The sequence below is a fragment of the Streptomyces lavendofoliae genome, assembly GCF_014649735.1.
Lineage (GTDB): Bacteria > Actinomycetota > Actinomycetes > Streptomycetales > Streptomycetaceae > Streptomyces > Streptomyces lavendofoliae.
Map to the genome: position 1 here is coordinate 45,593 of NZ_BMTP01000017.1, position 15,467 is coordinate 61,059.

Genomic DNA, 15,467 nt, shown 5'->3' on the forward strand with positions numbered 1-15,467 from the left:
CGGGAGAAAGGGTTCCGGGCCCCTGTCGAGAACAGGTCGATCACGAGATATCTTGATGTCGAGCAATGTTGCAGACGTGGAGCGGAGCACCCGGTGACTGACTCGACCATCATCTACACCCACACTGACGAGGCCCCGGCCCTGGCCACGCACTCGTTCCTGCCCGTGGTCCAGGCGTACGCCTCGACGGCCGGGGTCAGCGTGGAGACCCGCGACATCTCGCTGGCGGGCCGGATCATCGCCGGCTTCCCCGAGTACCTCGAGGAGGGGCAGCGCATCGACGACGCGCTCGCCGAGCTCGGCGAGCTGGCCAAGACGCCCGGGGCCAACATCATCAAGCTGCCGAACATCTCGGCCTCGATCCCGCAGCTGAAGGCCGCGGTCGCCGAGCTGCAGCAGCAGGGCTACGCCCTGCCGGACTACCCGGACGACCCGAAGACCGACGAGGAGCGGGACATCCGCGCCCGGTACGACAAGGTCAAGGGCAGCGCCGTCAACCCGGTCCTGCGCGAGGGCAACTCCGACCGGCGCGCCCCCGCCTCGGTGAAGAACTACGCCAAGACCCACCCGCACCGCATGGGCGCGTGGACCGCCGAGTCGAAGACCAACGTCGCGACGATGGGCGAGAACGACTTCCGCTCCACCGAGAAGTCCGTGGTGATCACGGAGGCCGGTTCGCTCCGTATCGAGCTGGCGGGCGACGACGGCACCACGACCGTGCTGCGCGACTCCGTCCCGGTCCAGGCCGGCGAGGTCGTCGACGCCTCCGTGATGCGCGTCGCCGCCCTGCGCGAGTTCCTGACCGCGCAGGTGGCCCGCGCCAAGGCCGAGGGTGTGCTCTTCTCCGTACACCTCAAGGCGACCATGATGAAGGTCTCCGACCCGATCGTCTTCGGTCACGTGGTGCGCGCCTTCTTCCCGAAGACGTTCGCGAAGTACGGCGAGACGCTCGCCGCGGCCGGCCTGACCCCGAACGACGGCCTCGGCGGCATCTACAAGGGTCTGGAGTCGCTGCCCGAGGGCGCCGAGATCAAGGCGTCCTTCGACGCCGAGCTCGCCGAGGGCCCCGAGCTGGCCATGGTGGACTCCGACAAGGGGATCACCAACCTGCACGTCCCGTCCGACGTCATCGTGGACGCCTCCATGCCGGCCATGATCCGCACCTCCGGCCACATGTGGGGCCCGGACGGTCAGGAGGCCGACACACTGGCCGTCCTGCCGGACAGCAGCTACTCCGGCGTGTACCAGGTCGTCATCGACGACTGCCGGGCCAACGGCGCGTACGACCCGTCGACGATGGGCTCCGTCCCCAACGTCGGCCTCATGGCGCAGAAGGCCGAGGAGTACGGCAGCCACGACAAGACCTTCGAGATCCCCGCCACGGGCACCGTCCGCCTCGTCGACCAGGCCGGCGACGTCGTCCTGGAGCAGGCCGTCTCCGCCGGTGACATCTTCCGCGCCTGCCAGACCAAGGACGCGCCGATCAAGGACTGGGTGAAGCTGGCCGTCACCCGCGCCCGCGCCACCGGCGACCCGGCGGTGTTCTGGCTGGACGGCACCCGCGCGCACGACGCCGTGCTCATCGAGAAGGTCGAGCGGTACCTCCCCGAGCACGACACCGAGGGCCTGGACATCCGCATCATGTCCCCGGTCGAGGCGACCAAGCTGTCGGTCGAGCGGATCCGCCGCGGCGAGAACACGATCTCGGTCACCGGCAACGTGCTGCGCGACTACCTGACCGACCTGTTCCCGATCCTGGAGCTGGGCACCAGCGCGAAGATGCTGTCGGTCGTCCCGCTGATGAACGGCGGCGGCCTGTTCGAGACCGGCGCCGGCGGCTCCGCGCCCAAGCACGTCCAGCAGCTGGTCAAGGAGAACTACCTGCGCTGGGACAGCCTGGGCGAGTTCCTCGCCCTCGCGGTCAGCTTCGAGCACCTCGCCCAGACCACGGGCAACGCCCGCGCCCAGGTCCTGGCCGACACCCTGGACCGCGCCACCGCGACGTTCCTCAACGAGGACAAGTCGCCGAGCCGTCGCCTGGGTGGCATCGACAACCGCGGCAGCCACTTCTACCTCGCCATGTACTGGGCGCAGGAGCTGGCCAGGCAGACCGACGACGCCGAGCTGGCGAAGGCGTTCGGCCCGCTCGCCCAGACGCTGTCCGAGCAGGAGTCCACGATCGTCGAGGAGCTGATCGCGGTCCAGGGCCGGCCGGCCGACATCGGCGGCTACTACCAGCCCGACCCGGCCAAGGCCGCGGCCGTCATGCGCCCGTCGCAGACCTTCAACCAGGCCCTCGCGACCCTGGCCTGACGTCACGGCAGCACCCCCGCGCGAACAGCGACCGCCCCGGCCGGGGATTCCCGGCCGGGGCGGTCGTGTCCCGGCGCCCGCGCCCCGGCGCACGGCCGGTGCGGCGGTGCGGCCCTGCTCACTGCGCACGCGGGTCGGTGCAGCGGTGTGTCCGTACGGCCGGTACGCCGAGCGTCCGTACAGCCGTACGCGGCGGGGTGGCCGGCCGTCAGTGGGGCGGGGTGGCGGCCGGGGTGATCCGGGCGTGCAGCCGCCGGGTGTGGTCCACGTACCGGGCGGGCCCGGTGAGGGTGACCCGCGCGGTCAGCCGTGGGTCGCCGCTCGAGGCCGCCAGGCGCAGCTCCAGCTCCCCCGGCTCGACGACGCGGCGCCCGTCGAGGCCGGTGAACGCGGCGACGTCGGCCGGGACGGTCACCTCCAGGCGGCGCTCCTCCCCCGGGCGCAGCGGCACCCGGGCGTACCCGACGAGCCGTTGCACCGGCTGGACGACCGATGCCACCGGGTCGTGCAGATACAGCTGGACGACCTCGGTCCCTTCCCGTTCCCCCGTGTTGCGCACCCGGAAGGCGAGCCGGAACTCGCCGTCGGTGGTGCCGGTGTCGTTGCCGACCGTGAGGTCCCCCCAGTCGAAGGCCGTGTACGACAGCCCGTGGCCGAAGGGGAAGGCGGCGGTCGGGTCGACGCTGGACACGTCGGTGGCCTGGCCCAGCCGGGCCGACAGGTAGGTGGCCGGCTGCGCGTCGGGCGTGCGCGGCACACCGACGGGCAGCCGGCCCGACGGGTTGGTCCGGCCGCTGAGTACGCCCGCCATGGCCGTCGTACCGGCCACGCCGGGGAAGAACGACTGCACGATCGCGGCCGCTTCGCCGACGGCCCGGCCCAGCGCGTACGGCCGGCCGGCGAAGAGCGCGGTCACCACGGGCGTACCGGTGTCCAGCAGGGCGTCGAGCAGTCGCTGCTGCACCCCGGGCAGGGTGAGGGAACCCGCGTCGCACCCCTCGCCGCTGGTGCCGCGGCCGAAGAGCCCGGCGCGGTCGCCCAGTGCCGCGACGACGACGTCGGCGTCCCGCGCCAGGCGCAGGGCGTCGGCGAAGCCGGAGGTGTCCGCGCCGTCCACGTCCGCGCCGGGCGCGGTGAGGATCCGTACGCCGGGGAACTCCCGTTCCAGCGCTTCGCGCAGGGTGGGCAGGTCGATGCCGACCGGGGTGTCCGGGTGCTGAGTGCCGACGTGGACGGGGAAGGAGTAGCAGCCCAGGACGGCGGTGGGCCGGTCGGCGTGGGGGCCCACCAGCGCGATGGTGCGCGGCCGGGTGAGCGGCAGGGTGCCGTCGTTGCCGAGCAGGACGATCGCCCGGTCGGCGACCAGGGCCGCCAGGTCGCGGTTGGCGGGCGTGTCCAGGTCGACCGTGCCGCGCAGGGCAGCCGGGTCGTCGAGGTCGGCGCCCTCCAGCGCCGGCGGCACGGGGTTCCATCCGGCGTCGAGCAGGCCGAGCCGGACCTTCTGGCGGAGGACCCGGCGGACGGCGCGGTCGACGAACTCCTCGGGCACCCGGCCGGTGGCGACGGCGTGGCGCAGCGGTTCGCCGAAGGTCTTCACGGTGGGCAGTTCGACGTCGACACCGGCGCGGAGGGCGGTGGCCGCGGCGTCGGCCCAGTCGCCCGCGACGCCGTGCAGGGTCTTGAGGAAGGCGATGCCGAAGTAGTCCGCGACGACCGTTCCCCCGAAGCCCCAGGTGTCGCGCAGGAGTCCGGTCAGGAGTTCCTCGTCGGCCGCGGAGGGCACACCGTCGGTGTCGGTGTAGGCGTGCATCACCGATCGCGCGCCGCCTTCGCGTACGGCCATCTCGAAGGGCGGCAGCACGACGTCCGCGCGTTCGCGCGGCCCCATGGCGACCGGGGCGAGGTTGCGGCCGGCGCGGGAGGCGGAGTAGCCGGCGAAGTGCTTGAGGGTGGCGACGATGCCGGCGGACTCCAGGCCCTGGACGTAGGCGGTGGCGATGGTTCCGACGAGGTAGGGGTCCTCCCCGATGGTCTCCTCGACGCGGCCCCAGCGGGCGTCGCGCACCACGTCCAGTACGGGGGCGAGCCCCTGGTGCACGCCGACGGAGCGCATGTCGGTGCCGATGGCGCGGGCCATGAGGCGGATCAGGTCGGGGTCGAAGGTGGCCCCCCAGGACAGGGGGACGGGGTAGGCCGTGGCCTTCCACGCCGCGAAGCCGGCGAGGCACTCCTCGTGGGCCACCGCCGGGATGCCGAAGCGGTTGGCGGCGGTGATGCGCTGCTGGGTGCGCGCGAGGGACAGCGCGCCGAGCGCGGGGTCGACGGGCGCCGTGCCGAACGGACGGGTCAGCTGCCCGAGCCCGGCGGGCAGCAGGGCGTCGAGGTCGGCGGGCTCCTCCATGTCGTGCTGGTGGGGGGCCACTTCCGCGCCCTCGGCCGACGCGCCGACCCAGACGCCGAAGAGCTGGGCGATCTTCTCCTCGACGGTCATGGCGGCGATCAGGGCGGAGACCCGGGTGTCGACGTCGTGGGCGGGGTCGTTCCAGACCGGCGGGGCGGCGGTGGCGGTGCTCGCGGCCGTCCCTGCGACGGGAGCGCCGGTCGTGGGGGTGGTGGTGGCCGCGTCGCCGGCGGGCGTGGCGGTGGCGGGGCCGGTGGAGGCCGGGGTCGGGGTGGCGGTCGTGTGGGCTGCCATGTTGGCGGTCACTTTCCTCCTACGCCCATCAGGCCCTGGACCAGGGCGCGGCGGGCGAACAGGTAGACGAGCAGGACGGGCACCATGGACAGGACCACGGCGGCCAGCAGTCCGGGGATGTCGATGCCGTGCTCCGTTTGGAAGTCGTAGAGACCCAGGGTGATCAACTTGGTGGAGTCGGACTGGGTCAGGACGAGGGGGAACAGGAAGCCGTTCCAGGCCTGGAGTGCGGAGAACACGACGACCGTGGACAGGCCGCCCTTGGACAGGGGCAGGACCAGCTGGAAGAACATCCGCCGGGGCGACGCTCCGTCCATGGCCATCGCCTCGTACAGCTCCCCGCCGATGTCGCGCATGGCTCCGCTGAGGATCAGGGCGGAGATGGGCAGGCAGAACGCCGCCGTCGGCAGAACGACGCCGAGCAGGTTGTCGTACAGACCCGCTTCGCTGATGAGGTAGAACATCGGGACGATCACGGCCTGCGCCGGGATGGCCAGGCCGAGCAGGAACAGCCGGAAGGCGGACGAGGCGAAGCGGGAACGGCTGCGCACGATCGCGTACGCCAGCGGCGGCACGAGCAGCACCACCAGGCCGACCACGCAGGCGGTGACGATCACCGTGTTGAGGAAGTACTGCCCGAAACCGGTGGACAGCGCCCCGGTGTAGTTGTCGAGGGTGAAACCTTCCGGGAAGGCCAGTGGTCCCCGGCGGGCGTAGTCCGAGCGCGTCCGCAGGGTCGCCCCGATCATCACGTACAGGGGGAAGCCGACCAGCAGGAGCCAGACCAGCGAACCGGCCCCGGCCAGGTGGTTGGGGCGCCGGTTCATGACACGCCTTCCATCTCGCTGCGCATCCTGTCGTAGCCGGAGACGCGCACCACGATCAGCGAGACGAGCGTCGCCGCGACGACCAGGACGAGGGCGACGGCCGCTCCGGCGCCGAAGTCGAAGCCCTTGAATGCCTTTTGGTACATGTAGTAGGCGGTGATCGTGGTGTCGGTGCCCGGGCCGCCCTGGGTCAGGATGAGCACCGTCTCGAAGGTGGTCAGCCCGCCGACGACCATCAGGATCGTCGACGTGATGAGGGAATTGCGCAGTTGCGGCAGGGTGATGTGGAAGAACTGCCGGACCCGGCCCGCTCCGTCGATCTCCGCGGCCTCGTACAGGACCCGCGGGACGGCGCGGGCCGCGCCCTGGTGGATGAGGGTGTGGAACGGGGTGAACTGCCAGGTGCTGACGAAGGCGAGGACGCCGATCGCGCCGGCCTGGCTGCCGAACAGGTTGCCGTCGCCGAACAGCCAGGTCACTCGTGAGGGGACCCCGAAGTTGGGGTCGAGCACCGCGCGCCAGAGCACCGACACGGCGGTGGTGGACAACAGCAGCGGGATGAAGTAGATCGCGGAGAGTACGGCGCGGTTGCGCTGCTGTCCGGCCGCCCAGACGCCGAGCAGGACGCTCAGCGGGGTCTGGATCGCCACGCCCAGGAAGGTGACCAGGAGGCTCAGCCACACGCTGTTGATCATGACGGGGTCGGCGAAGACCCTGGTCCAGTTGTCCAGGCCCACGAAGCGGGGCGACCCGAGACCGCTCCAGCTCGTGAAGGACAGCCCCGCGACCATGATCAGCGGGGTGATCGCGAACAGGAGGAAGAACAGCGTGGCGGGGATCGCCCAGAGGAATCCGGGGCGGCCCACCCGGGTGCCGTGGCCCTCCCGCGTACGCCGTGACGCACCGCGTCCGCCGGATCGGCCGGCGCCGGGCCGGCCGCCTTCGGTCCGCGGCCCGCGCTCCTTCGCCCCTGCCCGTGTCAGCGCCCGTGCCTGTGCCCGCGTCCGCTCCTGTGACCGTGCCCGGGTCTGCTTCTGCGTTTCGATGTGTGCGGACATGTCGGCCTAGGCGGTGGGGAGGGACTGCATGGCCTTGATGAAGCCGTCCGCGTCGGTCTGCCCGTTGAAGAACTGCTGCACCGCCTGGTGGATGGGCGTGATGGCGGCCGGCGGGTACGCCTGGTCCCACGACAGCTGGAACGACGGGGCCTTCTCGACCAGCTGGTACTGATAGCGGGAGTAGGCGGGGTTGGCCGCGGTGTCGAGGAACTTCTCGGTGTTCGTGGTGGTCGGCAGGTTGCCGACGGACAGCTGCTCCTTGACGAACCGGTCGGAGTACATCAGCTTGAGGAACTCCGCGACCGCTTCCGGGTGCCGGGTCTTCTTCAGCACGGAGTAGAAGTTGTTGGTGTTGCCGACGAGGTTCGCGGGGTCGCCCTTACCGCCGTCGACGGCCGGGAAGGTCGTGTAGCCGAGATCCTTCCCGGCGAACTCCGCGTCCGCCTCCTGGTGGGTGGCGTACGCCCACGAGCCCATCAGCTCGAAGCCCGCCCTGCCGCTCGCCAGGAGCGCCGGGGACCCTCCGTCGGTGAACTTCACCGAGTCGAAGTTGCCGCCGAACGCGCCCGCGTCGACCAGTTCCTCGATCATGCCGAGCGCCTTCCTGCTGTCGGCGCTCTCCCAGGCGCTCCTGTCGCCTTCCAGCGCCTTGGCGAACAGCCCGGGTCCCGCGACGCGGTCGTAGAGGTACTCGAACCACATCAGGGTCGGCCACTTGTCGCCTCCGCCGAGGGCGACGGGCGTGACGCCCTTCGCCTTGAGGGCCCTGACCGCGTCGAGCAGTTCCGCCCAGGTCCGCGGCGGCCGGACACCGGCGTCCGCCAGCACCTTCTTGTTGTGGAACAGCAGGACCGGCTGCGTACCGCGCATCGGGACGCCGTACGGCGTGCCCTTGATGACCGCGGTGTTGTAGACGGACGGCAGGAAGGCTGCCGCCAGCTTGGGGTCCTTCTTGGTGAACCCGTCGAGCGGCAGCAGCAGTCCGGCGTCGACGTAGGGCCGGATGCTGCCGCCGCCCCAGTTGAAGAAGACGTCGGGGGCCTGCGGGGTGTTGATGATCGTCTGGAGCTTCTGCTGGTAGTCGGCTCCGGGGATGGTGTCCAGGACCGCCTTCACCTTCGACGTCCTGTTGAACTCGTCGACGAGCCGCTTCTCCACCTTGTTGGTGGCGTCGCCGTAGACCAGGACGTGGAACTCCGCCGCGCCGGTCGAGGAGGCGCCGCCACCGCCACCGCAGGCCGCCAGGCCGAATGCCAGCGTGAGCGTCACTCCGCCGACGAGTGTCCGGGGGAAGCGCACGCGTATGTTTCCGAGCCCTCTCACAAGCCCCACCTCTCGAAAGTTTCCGTCGAATCAACGAAAGTGTCCGTGGTCCCGGGACGGTAGGGGCAACCGTCGGGAGCGGTCAACGGGCGTGCGCCGGTGCGACCGAACCGTTACAACGGGCGTGTCCTATCCTTCGTCGCATGCGCGATGACGACGGAGCGGACGGCCGGGTCACCCTGGCGGAGGTGGCCGCCCGGGCCGGGGTCTCCCTCTCGACGGTTTCGAAAGTCCTCAACGGCCGTTCCGACGTCTCCCTCCCCACCCGCGCCAAGGTGGAGCAGCTGCTGGAGACGCACGGCTACCGCCGGCGCGCGGCCGGGACGCCCCAGGCACCCCTGATCGAGCTGGTCTTCCACGAGCTGGAGAGCGTGTGGGCGATGGAGCTCATCCGCGGTGTGGAGAACGTCGCGAAGGAACACGACGCCGCGGTCGTCCTCACCGAGAGCGGCACCCGCCACGCCCCCGCCGCCGACTGGGTCGAGGGGGTGCTGCGACGGCGCCCGCTGGGCGTGGTCCTGGTCTTCTCCACCCTGCCGGACAAGGTCAAGAAGCAGCTGCGGTCCCGCGCCATCCCGTTCGTCATCATCGACCCGGCCGGCGACCCGGAGCCGGACGTCCCGTCGGTGGGCTCGGCCAACTGGGCGGGCGGCATGGCGGCCACCCGGCACCTCGTCGAGCTGGGCCACCGGCGCATCGGCATCATCACCGGACCCGAGGACATGATGTGCTCGCTGGCCCGGCTCGACGGCTTCCGCTCAGCCATGACCATGGCGGGCCTGGCGGTCGACCCCCGGCACGTACGGTTCGGCGACTTCCACGTACAGGGCGGGTTCTCCCGCGCCATGGAGCTGCTCGAGGGCCCGGACCGGCCCACGGCGGTGTTCGCCGGCAGCGACCTTCAGGCGCTCGGCGTCCTGGAGGCCGCCCGCCTGAAGGGCCTGGGCGTGCCGCGGGACCTGTCGGTGGTGGGGTACGACGACGTCCCGCTCGCCCAGTGGTCCAGCCCGGCGCTCACCACCGTCCACCAGCCGCTGCGGCAGATGGCCGAGGAGGCCGCGCGGATGCTGCTGCGCCCGCGCGACCCGGACAAGGCCGCCCTGCGCATGGAACTCGCGACCAGGCTGGTGGTCCGCCAGAGCACCGCCCCGCCGCCCCGCGACGGCTGAACATCACCGGCCCGGACGACCGGGACCCGCCGCCCGGGAGGGCCGGGCCCGCCGCCCGCAGACGGCTGAGCATCACGTCCCCGTGCGCCTGAACCCCCGCAGCGGGCGGCGGGGGCCGCCGCGCCGGCCGTCCGCACCGCCTTCTGCGCCGGCCATTGACCGCCGGGGTGGCCGGCCGTATGGTCTGGCACGCATTCGGAGAATGTTTCGAAACTTTCGAACCACCTGGAGATTCCCGCGCGTCCACCCGTACGCGGGGCGGGCCCCGCCCGGCCCCCGCCAGAGGAGGTTGACATGATCATGGCAAATACTCGGGGGCCGGTGCCGCTCCCGCGCCCGGCCCCGCGCTCCCGGGCCCACCGCGCACTCGTCCTCGGCACGGCGGGCCTGCTCGCCACCGCGGGCCTCACCGCCCTGTCCGCGCCCGCGGAGGCGGCCGGCACCCTCGGCTCGGCGGCAACGGCCAAGGGCCGGTACTTCGGCGCCGCCGTCTCCGCGCAGTACCTGGGCGAGTCCGGCTACGTCTCGACGCTGAACCGGGAGTTCTCCTCCGTCACACCCGAGAACGAGATGAAGTGGGACGCCGTCGAGGCCAACCGCAACACCTTCACCTTCGGCTCGGCTGACCGGATCGTCAGCCACGCCCAGAGCCGGGGCATGTCCGTCCGCGGCCACACCCTGGTGTGGCACTCCCAGCTCCCCGGCTGGGTCGCGGGCCTGGGAGCCGCCGACCTCCGGTCGGCGATGAACCACCACATCACCACGGTGATGCGGCACTACAAGGGCAAGGTGCTCGCCTGGGACGTGGTCAACGAGGCGTTCCAGGACGGAGGCAGCGGTGCGCGCCGCAGCTCGCCCTTCCAGGACAAGCTGGGCAACGGCTTCATCGAGGAGGCGTTCCGCACCGCCCGCGCGGCCGACCCGGCGGCCAAGCTCTGCTACAACGACTACAACACCGACGGCGTCAACCCGAAGAGCAACGCCGTCTACGCCATGGTCAAGGACTTCAAGGCCCGGGGCGTACCGATCGACTGCGTGGGCTTCCAGTCCCACTTCAACAGCGCGTCACCGGTGCCCTCCGACTACCGCGCGAACCTCCAGCGCTTCGCCGACCTCGGCGTCGACGTCCAGATCACCGAGCTGGACATCGAGGGCTCGGGCGGCGCCCAGGCCACCGCCTACGGCAACGTCGTCAACGCCTGCCTGGCCGTCTCGCGCTGCACCGGCATCACCGTGTGGGGCGTGACCGACAAGTACTCCTGGCGCAGCAGTGGCACCCCCCTGCTGTTCGACGGCAACTACACCAAGAAGCCCGCCTACGACGCCGTGCTGGCCGCCCTCGGCGGCTCCGGCGGGGGCGGGGGCGGGACCGCCGGCTGTTCCGTCTCCTACTCCACGACCGCGCAGTGGAACGGCGGCTTCAACGGCCAGGTGACCGTCACCGCCGGCAGCGCGCCGATCACCGGCTGGACCACCACGGTGACCGTGACACCGCCCCAGAAGGTGTCCGCCACCTGGAACGGCGCCCCCACCTGGGACAGCGGCGGCGACGTCATGACCATGCGGCCCAGCTACAACGGGAACCTGGCCGCCGGGGCCTCGACCACCTTCGGGTTCACCGTCATGACCAGCGGCAACACCTCGCCGCCCGTCCTGGGCACCTGCACCGCGTCCTGACCGCCGGCCCGCCCCGATCGCGCGTGGCGCGGCGAGCCGCGGAGCCGCCGGCCGCCGCGTCACGCGCCCGGGCGCCGACGCGCCCGGACAAGGAAGGAGCGCCCCATGTCCGAGAACCCGACCCGGTCGGCGACCGCCGGGAAGCGGTCGCGGAGAGCCCGGCTCACCGCGCTGCTGGCAGCCGTCCTGCCCCTCCTCGCGGGACTCCTGCTCGCCGTCGCCGCGCCCCCCGCCTCGGCGGCCACGCTCACCGAGGTGACCGGCTTCGGTCCCAACCCGAGCAACCTGCGCATGCACCTGTACGTGCCGGACACGGTCCGGCCCCGCCCGGCGGTACTGGTGGCGGTGCACTACTGCACGGGTTCCGGCCCGGCCTTCCACGCCGGTACGGAGTTCGCCCCGCTGGCCGACCGGTACGGCTTCATCGTCGTCTACCCCTCGGCGACCAGGAGCGGCAACTGCTTCGACGTCTCCTCGCCGCAGGCGCTGCGGCGCGACGGGGGCAGCGATCCCGTGGGCATCAGGTCCATGATCGAATACGTGCGGCAGCACCACGGCGCCGATCCCGCGCGGACGTACGTCACCGGCGCGTCCTCCGGCGCCATGATGACCAACGTCCTGCTGGGCAACTACCCGGACGTCTTCCGGGCGGGCGCTGCCTTCATGGGCGTACCGCACTCCTGCTTCGCCACCACCGACGGATCGGGGTGGAACAGCGCCTGTGCCAACGGCACCGTCGACCGGACGCCTCGGGTGTGGGGCGACCTGGTACGCGCCGCCCACCCCGGCCACACGGGACCCCGGCCCCGGATGCAGATCTGGCACGGCACGGAGGACAGTACCCTGCGGTACCCGAACTTCGCCGAGCAGATCGACCAGTGGACCGACGTCCACGGCGTGAGCCGGACCCCCGCCGCGACGGACCGCCCCCAGGCCGACTGGACCCGCACGCGCTACGGCGGCACCGGAGCGCAGACCCCCGTCGAGGCGATCAGCGTCCAGGGGGCCGGCCACACCCTGCCCTCCGGCGGCATGGCGGCGCGGGTGATCACCTTCTTCGGGCTGGACGGCACCACCACCCCGCCGCCGGACCCGGCTCCCGGGGCGTGCCGCGTGGCCTACACGACCAGCTCCTGGAACACCGGCCTCACCGCCACCGTCGCCCTCACCAACACCGGGAGCGCGCCGCTCACCTCCTGGTCGCTCGTCTTCACCCTGCCCGCCGGCCAGACCATCACCTCCGGCTGGGGCGCGACCTACAGCCCGGCCGGTGGCACCGTGACCGCGACGAACGCCCCCTACAACGCCACGATCCCGGCCGGGGCGAGCGTCCAGCTCGGCTTCCAGGCCCGCCACACCGGCGACACCGGCCGGCCGGCCGCCTTCGCACTGAACGGCGCCACCTGCTCCACCGCCTGACCGGTCCCCGGGCTGTCCGAGCCGTCCGGGCCGACGACAAGAGGCCGTAGCGGATCTCTCCGCTACGGCCTCCGGCTCGCGTTTCCGCAAGTCGGGACGACAGGATTTGAACCTGCGACCCCTTGACCCCCAGTCAAGTGCGCTACCAAGCTGCGCCACGTCCCGATGCGCGGGCGCCTCGGCTGCCGCCGGGGTGAACGCGCAGGGAAAAGATTACCTCACTCCGGGGCGGGGTCCGTGTCGCGGGTGAGGCGGGCCCGGTCGGCGAGGGCGCGGGCTGCGAGGGCGTCGGCGCCGCAGGCGGCGGCCAGGCCGGAGGCGCGGGTGAGGTCCTCGGGGCGGCCAACGGCCAGGGCGTACTGGTGCAGGGCCTGTGCGTGTTCGTACGCGGAAGGGGAGGCCGCCAGGTGGCGGACCGCCTGGGCGAGGAGCGGGACGGCCTCCTCGGGGCGGGCGAACAGGGCGGCGCAGCGGAGGGCTTCGCCGATGGCCGTGTCGGTGCCGAGGCGCTCGGCCCGGACCCTGGCGCGGGTGGCGAGCCGGGCCGCGCGGGCGGGGTCGTCCTCGGCCAGGGCGCGTGCGAGGTCGAAGGCCCAGGGCGCCCACAGGCCGTTGTGCCGGTCGCGGGCCTCGAAGGCCCGGCCGGCGTCCTCCAGCTCGGCGACCGCCTCCCCCGTACGGCCTTCGGCGAGAAGCAGGCGGGCGTGGACGCAGCGGGCGTCCGGCAGGATCATGGCGCTCGGCCACGGCGGACCGAAACGGTGGCGGGTGGCGACGTCGCGCGCCTCGGCGACCCGGCCCCGGGCGAGCAGGGTGTCGACGAGCAGGCAGACGGCGTCCCACTGGACCGGGAGGCCGCTGCCGACGCGGCCGGCGAGGCGGAGGCCCTCGCGCAGGAAGCCCTCGGCCTCGACGAGCGCGCCGCGGCGGCGGTGGGCCAGGCCGACGAGGGTGTGCGCGAAGGCGAGGTGGGCGCCCCTCCAGCCGGAGATCTCGTAGGCGCGTACGGCTTCCTCGAACAGGTCCAGGGCCCGGTCGGGGCGGTCGGTGAAGGCGTAGGCGACGCCGACCACGGCGGGGGTCTCGAATCCCCACTCGGTGTCGGTCCAGCCCAGACCGCGCGCCGGGCGGCCGCCGACGAGGGCGCGGTCGCACAGCCGGAGGACGTGTTCCGCGTCCTCGCCGCGCAGCATGGCGTCGAAGGCCCGCAGGGACAGCAGGGCTCGCTCGGCGTTGTCGGCGCCGGGCAGGTGGTCGGCGAGCTCGGCGAGCCGGCGGGAGCGGCCGGCTCCGTCCTCCTCGGTGGCCCGGAAAGCCTCGTACATGAAGTGGGCCGCCCGCAGGCGCGTGCGCGCGGGTCCCTCGGGGGCGCGGGCGGCCTCGGCGGCGACGGAGTGGGCGGCCTCGCGCAGCTGGTCGTTGTGGGCGAGGGCCTGGGCGAGGCGACAGGTGGCGTCGGTGCGCAGCTCGCCGTCGAGGCCGGGGAGGGCGAGCGCGGAGCGGAGGTGGCGCACGGTGGCGGCCGGCGAGGTCAGGAGGGCGGCGCAGCCGAGTTCGTACAGCACCCGCGCGTACAGGTGGGGCGGCGGGGGCTCCTGGAGGGCGCGTTCCAGGCAGCGGCGGGCGGCCTCCGGGGCGCCGACGGCGAGGTGCTCGCGGGCGGCCTCGCGCAGTTGGGCGACGACTTCCTCGTCGTCGTCCGGGTGGACCTCCAGCAGGTGGCGGGAGGCGGCCGCGGCTCCGAGGCCCGCGCCGGCGACGGCCCAGGCGGCCCGGCCGTGCAGGGCGGTGCGGGTGGCGGGCGGGATGGAGCGGTATACGGCGGAGGCGATGAGCGGGTGGGCGAACTCCAGCGGTTCGGAGCCGGTGACGATACGGGCCCGGCGCAGCCGTTCGGCGCAGTCGGCGGCCTCGGCGGTGGTCATCCCGGCCAGGGAGGCGGCCAGGCCGGGCGTGATGCCGGTGCCCAGCACGGCGGCTGCCCAGGCGAGCCGGGTGGGGCCGGTGCCGAGGCGCTCCAGCCGGCTGACGAGGCCGCTGCCGCGGGAGGAGGTGCCGAGGTCGCGCAGCAGGCCCGCCGACCGCTCGACGGGGTCGAGCATGCGGTCCTGGACCCTGGCGAGCAGCTCGACCGTTTCGTACGGGTTGCCGCCGGTCACCGCCCACACCTCGCGGCAGAACGGGTCGTCCGCCCGGTCGCCGAGCGTGGCGCGGGCCAGTTCGGCGGTCGCTCCGGGGCTGAGGGGGTGCAGGGTCACCCGCAGCCGGGCGGCTTCACCGAGCCGGTCGAGCAGGCGGGCGGAGGCGGGCGGCGGATCGGCGCGGTGAGCGAGGACGACGAGCAGCGGCAGGCCGGGCAGGCTCACCGCCAGCGAGGCGAGCCACCCCAGAGACTCTCTGTCCGCCCAGTGCGCGTCGTCGACGAGCAGGACGAGGGGCCGGGTCCGGTGGCGTTCGGCGAGCCGCGCGGCGAACCGGTCCAGTCCGTCGCGCACGCCCTGGGGGTCGGCCGCCCGCGCTCCGGGGGCGGTGAGGCCGAGGGCGGGCGCGGCGACCTCGTACCAGTCGCCGAGCAGGCGCCGCACCCGGTCGTCGGTGAGGCCGGCCAGCACGGGGCGCAGCAGTTGCCGTACGAGGTGGAAGGGCACGGAGGTGACGGTCTCCCCGCCGCACCCTCCGCTGACCGTGCACCGGTCCCCGGCGATCCGGCGGACCGCCGCGAGCAGGGCCGTGCGTCCGATGCCGGCCTCGCCCCGGTAGACCAGCAGGCCGCCGGTGGCGGCCGGGCCGCACAGCGCCTCCACGGCACGGGCGGCCGCGGCGAGCTCGGGCTCACGCTCCAACAGCGTTACGGCGAACCGGTGTTCCGGCCGGGACGGCGGCATCGCCTTCCCTCCCCACGCGTACCCGTCGAGTCCCCACACTCCGTGTCAAGCCGAGGGTAGCCCGGTCCCCCGGTCGGCGGACACGGTGAGGACGCCACCCG

At 72.9% G+C, this 15,467-nt stretch carries 9 protein-coding genes and 1 tRNA gene; 4 read left to right on the plus strand and 6 right to left on the minus strand.

What is annotated here, in order from left to right:
* Positions 1-93: 93 nt before the first annotated feature.
* Positions 94-2,313: an NADP-dependent isocitrate dehydrogenase gene (locus IE109_RS27090; protein WP_189553983.1), complete on the plus strand. Its 2,220-nt coding sequence runs from the start codon at positions 94-96 to the stop codon at positions 2,311-2,313.
* A 208-nt stretch (positions 2,314-2,521) separates the two neighbouring features.
* On the opposite strand, the gene IE109_RS27095 is transcribed toward IE109_RS27090, so the two are convergent.
* The 4 genes from IE109_RS27095 to IE109_RS27110 all read right to left on the minus strand — a co-directional run bounded on the left by IE109_RS27095 (position 2,522) and on the right by IE109_RS27110 (position 8,198).
* The gene (locus IE109_RS27095; RefSeq protein WP_189553984.1) at positions 2,522-5,008 is read right to left on the minus strand and encodes a beta-xylosidase/alpha-l-arabinosidase; all 2,487 of its coding nucleotides are present in this window, start codon (positions 5,006-5,008) and stop codon (positions 2,522-2,524) included.
* Positions 5,009-5,016: 8 nt separating this feature from the next.
* Positions 5,017-5,835 (minus strand): carbohydrate ABC transporter permease, encoded by an 819-nt coding sequence (locus IE109_RS27100; protein WP_189553985.1) that lies wholly within the window; start codon positions 5,833-5,835, stop codon positions 5,017-5,019.
* A complete protein-coding gene (locus IE109_RS27105; protein WP_189553986.1) occupies positions 5,832-6,701 on the minus strand; it encodes a carbohydrate ABC transporter permease in 870 nt (289 codons plus the stop codon). Before IE109_RS27105 ends, IE109_RS27100 begins: the two co-directional genes overlap by 4 nt.
* A 198-nt stretch (positions 6,702-6,899) precedes the next feature.
* Positions 6,900-8,198 carry an ABC transporter substrate-binding protein gene (locus tag IE109_RS27110; RefSeq protein WP_189554054.1) on the minus strand — a complete coding sequence of 433 codons (1,299 nt, stop codon included), beginning with the start codon at positions 8,196-8,198 and terminating at the stop codon, positions 6,900-6,902.
* Positions 8,199-8,359: 161 nt separating this feature from the next.
* Between IE109_RS27110 and IE109_RS27115 the strand changes: the two genes are divergently transcribed.
* The 3 genes from IE109_RS27115 to IE109_RS27125 all read left to right on the plus strand — a co-directional run bounded on the left by IE109_RS27115 (position 8,360) and on the right by IE109_RS27125 (position 12,481).
* Entirely contained in the window at positions 8,360-9,385 is a 1,026-nt protein-coding gene (locus IE109_RS27115; RefSeq protein ID WP_189553987.1) for a LacI family DNA-binding transcriptional regulator, read from the plus strand.
* Between the two features lie 300 nt (positions 9,386-9,685).
* On the plus strand, positions 9,686-11,062 hold the full coding sequence (locus tag IE109_RS27120) for a glycoside hydrolase family 10 protein (protein ID WP_189553988.1): 1,377 nt from the start codon (positions 9,686-9,688) through the stop codon (positions 11,060-11,062).
* 105 nt (positions 11,063-11,167) lie between these two features.
* Positions 11,168-12,481 carry an extracellular catalytic domain type 1 short-chain-length polyhydroxyalkanoate depolymerase gene (locus tag IE109_RS27125; protein WP_189553989.1) on the plus strand — a complete coding sequence of 438 codons (1,314 nt, stop codon included), beginning with the start codon at positions 11,168-11,170 and terminating at the stop codon, positions 12,479-12,481.
* A 91-nt stretch (positions 12,482-12,572) separates the two neighbouring features.
* Here IE109_RS27125 and IE109_RS27130 read toward each other — a convergent pair.
* Positions 12,573-12,646: transfer RNA gene (locus IE109_RS27130), tRNA-Pro, on the minus strand.
* A 53-nt stretch (positions 12,647-12,699) separates the two neighbouring features.
* Positions 12,700-15,366: an ATP-binding protein gene (locus IE109_RS27135; RefSeq protein WP_189553990.1), complete on the minus strand. Its 2,667-nt coding sequence runs from the start codon at positions 15,364-15,366 to the stop codon at positions 12,700-12,702.
* Between the last annotated feature and the right edge of the window lie 101 nt (positions 15,367-15,467).

Coding starts and splice junctions, on each gene's coding strand:
- IE109_RS27135 (WP_189553990.1), bottom strand. CDS start 15,366: ATGCCGCCGTCCCGGCCGGAACACCGGTTCGCCGTAACGCTGTTGGAG.
- IE109_RS27095 (WP_189553984.1), bottom strand. CDS start 5,008: ATGGCAGCCCACACGACCGCCACCCCGACCCCGGCCTCCACCGGCCCC.
- IE109_RS27125 (WP_189553989.1), top strand. CDS start 11,168: ATGTCCGAGAACCCGACCCGGTCGGCGACCGCCGGGAAGCGGTCGCGG.
- IE109_RS27115 (WP_189553987.1), top strand. CDS start 8,360: ATGCGCGATGACGACGGAGCGGACGGCCGGGTCACCCTGGCGGAGGTG.
- IE109_RS27100 (WP_189553985.1), bottom strand. CDS start 5,835: ATGAACCGGCGCCCCAACCACCTGGCCGGGGCCGGTTCGCTGGTCTGG.
- IE109_RS27120 (WP_189553988.1), top strand. CDS start 9,686: ATGGCAAATACTCGGGGGCCGGTGCCGCTCCCGCGCCCGGCCCCGCGC.